At 69.8% G+C, this 569-nt stretch carries 1 protein-coding gene; it reads left to right on the forward strand.

All coding sequences use genetic code 11. The annotated features are described in order from the left end of the window. Positions 1-134 precede the first annotated feature (134 nt). A complete protein-coding gene (locus A5780_RS00025; RefSeq protein WP_082857175.1) occupies positions 135-419 on the forward strand; it encodes a MerR family transcriptional regulator in 285 nt (94 codons plus the stop codon). The last annotated feature ends 150 nt before the right edge of the window (positions 420-569 follow it).

Below are 569 nucleotides of genomic sequence, written 5' to 3' on the forward strand. Positions count from 1 at the left end.
AGGCCCCGGCGCAACCGCGCCGGGGCCTGTCGGCGTTGACCCCGAGAGGCCCTGTGCAACTACCCAACCCCCACTCCGCCGACGGTCCCAGTGCCGCCGACAAACTCGACGACGACGATTACCCCGCCTACTCGATGGGACGCGCCGCGGAAATCCTCGGTGTCACCCAAGCGTTTCTGCGCAGCCTCGACGCCGCGCAACTGCTGACCCCGCAACGATCGGGCGGCGGGCACCGCCGCTACTCGCGCTACCAGCTGCGTATCGCCGCACGCGTGCGTGAACTCGTCGACGCCGGCAACGCCCTCGACGCCGCGTGCCGCATCGTCATCCTCGAAGACCAGCTCGCCGAGGCCCGACGCCTCAACACCGAACTGCGGCACACCCTCGACCAGCACAGCAACCCCACAGAGACGACGTGAACGTGCCCGACACCCGCACCGGCCACATGGATGTCTTCCTCCCTCAGGCGCTGGAACCCGCCGTCCTCGACGCGGTGATCCGCCTCAACGTCACCTCGGCCCTGGCCCGCACCGGCGAATCGCCCGCCACCATCGAATACGGCACCGGCC

Source organism: Nocardia sp. 852002-20019_SCH5090214 (assembly GCF_001665865.1).
Taxonomy (GTDB): domain Bacteria; phylum Actinomycetota; class Actinomycetes; order Mycobacteriales; family Mycobacteriaceae; genus Nocardia; species Nocardia nova.

Coding starts and splice junctions, on each gene's coding strand:
- A5780_RS00025 (WP_082857175.1), top strand. CDS start 135: ATGGGACGCGCCGCGGAAATCCTCGGTGTCACCCAAGCGTTTCTGCGC.